The following is a 7,420-nucleotide window of genomic DNA, read 5'->3' on the forward strand; positions in this document are numbered from 1 at the left end:
GGCGACGAGCGCCCGGACGGCGCGTGGCACGCGGAGTGGCCGACGCTGCGCGAGCTCCTGCGCCTCGCCCTCGGGGCGACCGCGCACGCGGCGTCGCTCGTGACCGACCTGCACATCGAGCCGGACGCCGTCGCGCGCAACCTCGGCGCCACGCGCGGATTGATCGTGGCGGAACGGCTGAAGATCGTGCTGACACCCCTCATCGGCGCCGAGCGGGTACGCGGGATCGTTGCCGCGGCCGGGCGCGGCGAAGACATCGGCACCCTCCTGCGGGAGCTTCCCGAGGTGCGGACGCGCACCGTGGCCGAGGCGCTGGACGTCGAGGCGCTGCTCGATCCGGCACATTACACAGGGCTCGCGGGCGAGTTCGTCGACGACGCCGTGGAGCACGACGCCCGCGGCGACGAAGAGGGCTCATGACCGTACCCGAGATCGCGCTGGCGAGCCCTTCGACCGGCTCCGGGGTCGGCTCGGAAGCCAGGCCGCTCCTCGTGCTCGGCCCCTCGCTGGGCACCTCCACGATCCTGTGGGAGAACGTGATGCCGGCGCTGGACGGCTACCGGGTGCTGGCGTGGGACCTGCCCGGGCACGGCGCCTCGCCGCGTGCGACCGAGCCGTTCACGATGGCGGAGGTGGCCGATGCCGTCGCCGAAGCCGTGGGCGAGCCGTTCCTGTACGCAGGCGTCTCGTTCGGGGGCTGCGTCGGGCTCGAGCTCCTGCTGCGGCATGCCGAGCAGGTGCTCGGCGCCGCGATCGTCGCCTCGGGCGCGCACATCGGCGAGCCGCAGGCGTGGCACGAGCGCGCCGCGCAGGTGCGCGCGCAGAGCACGTCTGCCCTCATCGTCGGCTCCGCGCAGCGGTGGTTCGCGCCGGCATCCATCGAGCGCAGCCCCGGCATCACGGGGCGCTTGCTCCACGCGCTGCAGGACGCCGACGACGAGAGCTACGCCCTGTGCTGCGAGGCGCTCGCCCGCTTCGACGCGCGCGATCGCCTGGGCGAGATCACCCGGCCGGTGCTCGCGGTGTGGGGAGCCTACGACGGCGTCACCCCCGAGGCATCCGCTCGCGAGATCGCGGACGGCGTGCGCGACGGGCGTTCCGCCGGCATCGACGGTGCGGCGCACCTGCCTCCCGCCGACGACGCTGCGTCCACGGCGGCGGTGCTGCGCGAGTTCTTCGACCACGTCGTGAAGGAGAAGACGGATGCCGCGTCCTGACGGCGAGGGACTCACCGACGCGCAGCGCTTCGAGCAGGGGATGGCGGTGCGCCGCGAGGTGCTCTCGGACGAGCACGTCGACCGTGCGATCGCGAGCACGACGGAGCTCACCTCCGACTTCCAGGACTACATCACGCGCGTCGCGTGGGGCGACATCTGGTCGCGTGCCGGACTCGATCGCCGCTCCCGGTCGATCGCCGTGATCACGGCGCTCATCGCGCTCGGACACCACGAGGAGCTCGCGATGCACCTGCGCGCCGGGCTGCGCAACGGGCTCTCGGTCGATGAGATCCGCGAGGTGATCCTCCAGGCCGGGCTGTACTGCGGGGTCCCCGCCGCCAACACGGCGTTCCGGATCGCGAGCGAGGTGTTCGACGCGGAGGCCTGAGGCTCGGGCCCCCGGCGGCCCTGTCGTGAGATCAGGTGATCTCACCGGTGCAGGACGATCCGTGTCGATTCGTCCTGTGTTGGCGAGATCACCTGATCTGGCGATGGATGCCGGGGGTGGGCGTGGTGGCGGCGAGATCACCTGATCTGGCGATGGATGCCGGGGATCGGACGTTCCGGTCGCCGGCGCAGTCCGCTAGACTGCCCGCAGGACGGACGGGCGTTCGGACAACGAACAGGAGCCTCCTGTGATCGACAAGACCGTGGCATCCGTCGCGGAAGCCGTCGCCGGCATCCCTGACGGTGCGACTGTCATGATCGGCGGCTTCGGGCGCGCCGGGCAGCCCGTGGAGCTGATCGACGCGCTGATCGCGCAGGGGGCGTCGGACCTCACGATCATCAACAACAACGCCGGCAACGGCGACACCGGTCTCGCCGCGCTGCTGGCGAAGAGGCGCGTGCGCAGGATCCTGTGCTCGTTCCCGCGCCAGCACGACTCGTGGGTCTTCGACGCGCTGTACCGCACCGGCGAGATCGAGCTCGAGCTCGTGCCGCAGGGCAACCTCGCCGAGCGCATCCGTGCCGCCGGTGCCGGCATCGGCGCCTTCTTCTCGCCCACGGGGGTCGGCACCGAACTTGCGGCGGGCAAGGAGGAGCGCATGATCGACGGCCGCACCTACGTGCTCGAATACCCGATCGCGGCCGACTTCGCGCTCATCTCGGCGCTGCGAGCCGACCGCTGGGGCAACCTCGCGTACCGCGAGACGGCACGCAACTTCGGACCGATCATGGCCTCCGCCGCGACGACCACGATCGTCCAGGTCGACGAGGTGGTGCCGCTCGGGTCGATCGACCCTGAGTCGGTCGTCACCCCCGGCATCTTCGTCGACCGTGTCGTCGCAGTGGGGGAGCGGGCGTGGCTCCGCAACGGCGAGTTCGTCGCGGGCGTCGATCTCGAAGGACGCCCGCTCGAGCGGCTGAATGGCGCTTCGACAGGCTCGGGGACCAGGGCGGTGGAGCAGTGAGCACCCGCATCAGCCGCGACGAGCTCGCCCGGCGCGTCGCCGCCGACATCGCCGAGGGCTCGTACGTGAACCTCGGGATCGGCGCCCCCACCCTGGTGGCGAACTTCCTGCCGGCCGACCAGGAGATCATCCTCCACACCGAGAACGGGCTGCTCGGCATGGGCCCCACACCCGAGACCGACCGCATCGACCCCGACCTCATCAATGCGGGCAAGCAGCCCGTGACGGCGCTGCCCGGGGCGGCGTACTTCCACCATGCCGACTCGTTCGGCATGATGCGCGGCGGGCACCTCGACGTGTGCGTGCTCGGTGCGTTCCAGGTCTCGCGGAGCGGCGACCTGGCGAACTGGTCCACCGGCGCGCCCGGAGCCATCCCCGCCGTCGGCGGCGCGATGGACCTCGCGATCGGCGCCAAGCAGGTGTTCGTGATGACCGACCTCCTGACCAAGACCGGCGAGTCCAAGCTGGTCGAGGCCTGCACGTACCCGCTCACGGGCGTCGGCTGCGTCACGCGCGTCTACACCGACCACGCCGTCTTCGACCTCACGCCCGACGGCTTCGCCGTGCGCGAGGCCTTCGGCGACAACACCGTGGACTCCCTCGCCGAGATCATCGGGCTGGAACTACGGGATGCCTCGTCCCGCGGCATCCGTGAAAAGAGCTGACATGGCCACCTACATCTACGACGCCGTCCGCACGCCGTTCGGTCGCGCCGGCGGTGCGCTGTCGGGCGTGCGTCCCGACGACCTCGCCGCGCTCGTCATGAGGACCGTCGTCGAGCGGACGGGCCTTGACCCGGCCCGCATCGAGGACGTGATCTTCGGCGACGCCAACCAGGCGGGCGAAGACAACCGCAACGTCGCGCGCATGGGCGCGCTGCTGGCCGGCTTCCCGACGAGCGTGCCCGGCGTCACGGTCAACCGGCTGTGCGGCTCGTCGGTCGAGGCCGTCATCCAGGGCTCGCGGGCGATCGAGGCGGGCGACGCCGACCTGGTGCTCGCCGGCGGCGTCGAGTCGATGAGCCGTGCGCCGTTCGTCGTCGAGAAGTCGCCGAAGCCGTGGCCGGCGGTCGGCAACCAGACGCTGTGGAACACTTCGATCGGCTGGCGCATGGTCAACAAAGCCCTGCCGGCACCGTGGACGATCTCGAACGGCGAGTCGGCCGAGAAGCTCGCCGAGATCTACGGCATCTCGCGAGAGGAGCAGGACGCGTTCGCGCTGCAGAGTCACCGGCGAGCCGCCGAGGCCTGGGCGGAGGGTGCGTTCGACGACGAGATCGTGCAGGTTCCGGGGGCGGAGCTCGCCCGTGACGAAGGCATCCGCGACGACACGACACTCGAGAAGCTCGCCGGGTTGAAGGCGCTGTTCACCGCCGACGGCACGGTGACGGCGGGCAACTCCTCGCCGATCAACGATGGCGCGTCCGCCGTGCTCCTCGGCAGGGAAGGGGCGATGGATGCCGAGCCCCTCGCCCGCATCACCGGCCGGGGCGCGTTCGGAAACGACCCCGACGTGTTCGGCGTCGCGCCCGTCGAAGCCGCGAACCGCGCCCTCGCACGCGCCGGCCGGACGTGGGCCGACGTCGACTTCGTCGAGCTGAACGAGGCGTTCGCGTCGCAGAGCCTCGCGTGCGCGAAGCTGTGGACCGAGCTCGATCCGGCCACTCTCAACGAGCGAGGCGGCGCGATCGCGATCGGGCACCCCCTCGGCGCATCGGGCGGCCGCATCATCGGACGGGCCGCGCACGAGCTGCGCCGTCGCGGCGCCGGCGTCGCGGTCGCCGCGATCTGCATCGGTGTGGGGCAGGGCCTCGCGGTCGTCCTCGAGCGGTAGTCGAGAATGTACGGATGACCGAGATCGAGGCCTCCGGCGACTTCGTCCAGTCCCTCGCGCGCGGACTGGCCGTCATCCGAGTCTTCGACGCCGAGCACCCCGAGCTCACGCTGAGCGAGGTGGCGCGGCGCGCCGGCATCCCGCGCGCAGCAGCCGGCAGGTTCCTCCGGACGCTCGAGCGACTCGGGTACGTCCGCGCCGACGAGCGCCGCTTCGCGCTGACGCCTCGTGTACTGGAGCTCGGCTTCAGCTATCTCTCGTCGCTGTCGCTGCCCGAGATCGTCCAGCCGCACCTCGAGAGGCTGTCGCGTGATGTCGATGAGAGCGTCTCCGCGGCGGTGCTCGACGGCGCCGACATCGTCTACGTCGCCCGCGTGCCGACGCGGCGCATCATGAGCGTGCGCATCACCATCGGCACGCGCTTCCCCGCGTACGCGACGTCGATGGGGCGCGTGCTGCTGGCCGGGATGCCGGATGCCGCGCTCGACGCTCTGCTCGAGCCATCCGCTCTCCTCCCGCTCACCGAGCGCACCGTGACCGACCCGCTCGAGCTGCGCCGCGAGCTCGAGCGCGTGCGCGAGCAAGGCTGGGCCCTCGTCGACGGCGAGCTCGAGCCCGGGCTGCGCTCGGTGGCGGCTCCGGTCCGCGACCGAAGGGGCGACGTCGTCGCCGCGGTGAACGTGTCGACGAGCGCGACCCGCGACACCGTCGATCATGTGATGTCGGAGTACCTGCCGCGCCTGCGCGAGACGTGCCGCGCCATCGACGCCGAGCTTCGCCTCGTCTGACCCGCTCCCCGGCCGCCCGCCCACCTGCCCGCGCCCGCCCATCGCGCCGCTTCAGGTGGCGCAACCCGCGGGATCGCTCGCCCGACGCCGCGTGTCGTGACACCCGAACGCGGGATCGTGCCGCTCCAGGCGTCAGAACACGATCGTGTGGTTGCCGTGGCGGATGACGCGGTCCTGCGCGTGCCACAGCACCGCGCGCGAGAGCACCTGGCGCTCGACATCCGCGCCCCGTCGGGTGAGCTCGGCGGCCGAGTCCGCGTGGGTGACGCGCACGGTGTCCTGCTCGATGATCGGGCCCTCGTCGAGGTCGCCCGTGACGTAGTGCGAGGTCGCCCCGATGAGCTTGACGCCGCGCTCCTTGGCCTTCTTGTACGGCTCGGCGCCGATGAAGGCGGGCAGGAACGAGTGGTGGATGTTGATCACCGGCACTCCGAGCCGGTCGAGGAACTCCGGCGACAGGATCTGCATGTACCGCGCGAGCACGACGAAGTCGACGTTGCCCTTCAGCAGCTCGAGGATCTTCGCCTCCGATGCCGACTTGTCGGGGCCGGTGACCGAGGGGACGTGGAAGAACGGCACACCGAACGAGCGGACGTCGTCGGCGGAGGCGGTGTGGTTCGACACCACCATCGGGATCGTGACCGGCAGGTCGCCGCGGCGGTGGCGCCACAGCAGGTCGAGCAGGCAGTGGTCCTGCTTCGACGCGAGGATCGCCATGCGCTTGGGCACCGACTGGTCGGTGAGCGACCACTCGAGGTCGAAGTCGGCGAGCGTCCGCCCGATCTCGGATTCGATGTGCGGGCGGTCGCCGGCGAATCGCGGCCGGTGGAACACGACCCGCTGGAAGTACGCTCCGCCGATCGGGTCGTCGGAGTACTGGTCGAACGCGACGATGTTGCCGCCGACGCGTGTGATCACGGCCGACACCGCCGCGACGATTCCCGGGCGGTCCTTGCCGTGGACGATGAGGCAGGCATGGTCGGGGGTGAGGTTCACGGGGACGGCCATTGTTCGATTCTGCCCTGCCGCAGGGGAGGGATGCCGACGGATGCCGTCACGCCGCGTCCGCGCGGCGGATCAGGTCGCCGTGGCGTGTGAGCTCGAGATAGCCTGCCACCGCGTCGCGGCTCTTGGTGAGGCAGGCCAGGCGGTCCTCGAGCACGGCGAGCTCCTCAGCGAGCTCTTCGGCGAGGGCGAGGGAGCACTGCGGGGGAGCAGCCAGCTCGCACTGGCGTTCGATGTCGAGCACGATCTTCGCCATGCGGGTCGACAGCCCCGCCTGCACGAGACCCCGCACGCGGACCGCGCGATCAACCGCCGCCTCGTCGTAGGAACGATAGCCGTTCGCCGATCGCTCTGCGCTGAGCAGCCCCTGCTGCTCGTAGTACCGCAGCATGCGGGTGGGGATCCCGGTGCGCTCCGACAGCTCGCCGATCTTCACGTCGTCTCGTTTCGAGGAAGAGCTTGACATTGACACTGGTGTCAAAGTTTAGCCTCACATCATGACGACGACAACGACCGCCCTGCCCGAGTCATCCGCTCCTCCGGCCCGCTTTCCGATGCGCGCCCTGCTCATCCTGAGCTTCGGCGTGCTCGTGACCGTCACCGCCGAGTCGCTGCCGGCCGGGATGATGCCCGAGATGTCGGCCGATCTCGGGGTCTCGTCGATGCAGATCGGGCTGCTCATCTCGGTATGGGCGCTCACGGTGATCCTCACGAGCATCCCGCTGTCGAAGGCGGTGTCGCGCGTCGACCGGCGCCTCGTGGTGGGGGTCTCGCTCGGGGTCTTCGCGCTCGCCAACCTGGCGACCGCGCTCGCGCCGTCGTACGGATTCGCGTTCGCGATGCGCATCGGCGCCGCAGCGGCGCACGGCGTGTTCTGGGCCGTCGTCATCGTGTACGCCACGTCGCTCCTCGCGCCCTCGCACCTGGGACGCGGGCTCGCCATCGTCACAGCCGGCGGCACTGCGGCGACGGTCGCGGGGCTGCCGGCGGCCACGCTCCTCGCGCAGGCGGTCGGGTGGCGGGCGGCGTTCGTCGTGCTCGGCGGCATCGCGTTCGTCATCGGCGTCATCGTGGTGCGGGGGATGCCGCGCTACGTGCCCGCGCGCAACGACACGACCGACCGGGCGCGCGGATTCTGGCGGGATCCGTCGCTGCCCGCTCTCGC

9 protein-coding genes and 1 pseudogene are annotated in these 7,420 nt (G+C 71.1%); 8 read left to right on the top strand and 2 right to left on the bottom strand.

Annotation, left to right across the window (positions count from 1 at the left end):
* From EIO58_RS18760 to EIO58_RS09515, 7 genes and pseudogenes are all read left to right on the top strand, one after another.
* A pseudogene (locus EIO58_RS18760) lies at positions 1–420 on the top strand (lyase family protein); the annotation flags it as partial.
* Positions 417–1,217 (top strand): alpha/beta fold hydrolase, encoded by an 801-nt coding sequence (locus EIO58_RS09490; protein ID WP_127819333.1) that lies wholly within the window; start codon positions 417–419, stop codon positions 1,215–1,217. The pseudogene EIO58_RS18760 and the gene EIO58_RS09490, both read left to right, overlap by 4 nt.
* On the top strand, positions 1,204–1,605 hold the full coding sequence (gene pcaC, locus EIO58_RS09495; protein ID WP_127819334.1) for a 4-carboxymuconolactone decarboxylase: 402 nt from the start codon (positions 1,204–1,206) through the stop codon (positions 1,603–1,605). Before EIO58_RS09490 ends, pcaC begins: the two co-directional genes overlap by 14 nt.
* 247 nt (positions 1,606–1,852) lie before the next feature.
* Entirely contained in the window at positions 1,853–2,629 is a 777-nt protein-coding gene (locus EIO58_RS09500) for a 3-oxoacid CoA-transferase subunit A (RefSeq protein WP_127819335.1), read from the top strand.
* Positions 2,626–3,294 carry a 3-oxoacid CoA-transferase subunit B gene (locus EIO58_RS09505; protein WP_127819336.1) on the top strand — a complete coding sequence of 223 codons (669 nt, stop codon included), beginning with the start codon at positions 2,626–2,628 and terminating at the stop codon, positions 3,292–3,294. Before EIO58_RS09500 ends, EIO58_RS09505 begins: the two co-directional genes overlap by 4 nt.
* A gap of 1 nt (position 3,295) precedes the next feature.
* Positions 3,296–4,462: a thiolase family protein gene (locus EIO58_RS09510; RefSeq protein WP_127819337.1), complete on the top strand. Its 1,167-nt coding sequence runs from the start codon at positions 3,296–3,298 to the stop codon at positions 4,460–4,462.
* Positions 4,463–4,476: 14 nt separating this feature from the next.
* Complete coding sequence (locus tag EIO58_RS09515; RefSeq protein WP_127819338.1) at positions 4,477–5,250, top strand: IclR family transcriptional regulator domain-containing protein; 774 nt, start codon at positions 4,477–4,479, stop codon at positions 5,248–5,250.
* A gap of 132 nt (positions 5,251–5,382) precedes the next feature.
* Here EIO58_RS09515 and purU read toward each other — a convergent pair whose 3' ends face one another.
* Together purU and EIO58_RS09525 are read right to left on the bottom strand one after the other, a co-directional pair.
* On the bottom strand, positions 5,383–6,258 hold the full coding sequence (purU, locus tag EIO58_RS09520; protein WP_127819339.1) for a formyltetrahydrofolate deformylase: 876 nt from the start codon (positions 6,256–6,258) through the stop codon (positions 5,383–5,385).
* A 46-nt stretch (positions 6,259–6,304) separates the two neighbouring features.
* Positions 6,305–6,691 (bottom strand): MerR family transcriptional regulator, encoded by a 387-nt coding sequence (locus EIO58_RS09525; RefSeq protein ID WP_127819340.1) that lies wholly within the window; start codon positions 6,689–6,691, stop codon positions 6,305–6,307.
* A gap of 61 nt (positions 6,692–6,752) precedes the next feature.
* On the opposite strand from EIO58_RS09525, the gene EIO58_RS09530 reads away from it, so the two are divergent.
* A partial coding sequence (locus EIO58_RS09530; RefSeq protein ID WP_164861611.1) for an MFS transporter occupies positions 6,753–7,420 on the top strand: 668 nt, incomplete at its 3' end.

The organism is Microbacterium sp. CPCC 204701 (assembly GCF_004010105.1).
GTDB lineage: Bacteria > Actinomycetota > Actinomycetes > Actinomycetales > Microbacteriaceae > Microbacterium.

Bases quoted from the DNA above. Each gene is read 5' to 3' on its own strand.
- EIO58_RS09490 (WP_127819333.1), top strand. From the start codon at position 417: ATGACCGTACCCGAGATCGCGCTGGCGAGCCCTTCGACCGGCTCCGGG.
- pcaC (WP_127819334.1), top strand. From the start codon at position 1,204: ATGCCGCGTCCTGACGGCGAGGGACTCACCGACGCGCAGCGCTTCGAG.
- EIO58_RS09515 (WP_127819338.1), top strand. From the start codon at position 4,477: ATGACCGAGATCGAGGCCTCCGGCGACTTCGTCCAGTCCCTCGCGCGC.
- EIO58_RS09510 (WP_127819337.1), top strand. From the start codon at position 3,296: ATGGCCACCTACATCTACGACGCCGTCCGCACGCCGTTCGGTCGCGCC.
- purU (WP_127819339.1), bottom strand. From the start codon at position 6,258: ATGGCCGTCCCCGTGAACCTCACCCCCGACCATGCCTGCCTCATCGTC.